The following is a 769-nucleotide window of genomic DNA, read 5'->3' on the forward strand; positions in this document are numbered from 1 at the left end:
CTGCCGCCGCCGGCCGGCGTCGATGCCGACGCGTGGCGGCGCTGCGTGCAGCCGCAGGTCAGCGTCGATTTCGTCTCGGCGGCCGCCGCGCGCCCTTCCGCGTGGTTCTCCGCCGCGCCCGAGGCGGTGGGCGCGGACCGCGCGGCGACCGACCAACGTTCGCACCTGCTGAACCTCGTCTGCGTCGCGGGCGACGGCGAACTCGCATTCGAGTGCCGTTACAGCGACACCGTGCACACGCGCGCCACCGCCGAACGGTTGCTGAGCCGGTGGCGCGAGCACATGGAGGCCGCGCTCGCGCTCGTCGCCGACGCCGCCGTTCCCGTAGTCGAACACGATCATTCCTGACATGACCCAGATCTACCTGAAACCGAACGTCGTCTTCGAACCGCTGGTCAATCAGTGGTATGCGTGGACGTTCCTGCTGCAGCCGGCGACCTGCGCGCTGGTGATGAAGCAGGTGCACCTGCGCATCATGGAATCCTTCATCCGCGCGCCCGAACTGCACCGGCGTTCCGCCGCGAAAATGGCCGGCGGGCCGTTCCTCAACGGCGGCCGGGAGCTCGTGCCGGCGGTCGACGCGCTGATCCGCGACACCCGCACGCGCGCCGCGCCGCTGCTGGCGCTGGCGGACGCGCTGCGCGAGCTCGACGAGCTGCTCGCGCGGGAAGGGGGCGGCGACACGCTGTCGCCGCTGGATGCGCGGCTGCCCGGGCCGGTGTAGGGTGTCGTCGAGGCGGGTGACGCACTGACAGGCCACGGGTCGGAA

At 71.7% G+C, this 769-nt stretch carries 2 protein-coding genes; both read left to right on the forward strand.

Annotated elements, in window-relative coordinates; all coding sequences use genetic code 11:
- On the forward strand, positions 1-348 hold a 348-nt coding region (locus G3N98_RS39510; protein ID WP_206151150.1), incomplete at its 5' end, for a hypothetical protein.
- 1 nt (position 349) lies between these two features.
- The gene (locus G3N98_RS39515) at positions 350-724 is read left to right on the forward strand and encodes a hypothetical protein (RefSeq protein WP_241026310.1); all 375 of its coding nucleotides are present in this window, start codon (positions 350-352) and stop codon (positions 722-724) included.
- The last annotated feature ends 45 nt before the right edge of the window (positions 725-769 follow it).

This window comes from Burkholderia sp. Tr-20390 (genome assembly GCF_017104595.1).
Classification (GTDB): Bacteria; Pseudomonadota; Gammaproteobacteria; order Burkholderiales; family Burkholderiaceae; genus Burkholderia.

Coding starts and splice junctions, on each gene's coding strand:
- G3N98_RS39515 (WP_241026310.1), top strand. CDS start 350: ATGACCCAGATCTACCTGAAACCGAACGTCGTCTTCGAACCGCTGGTC.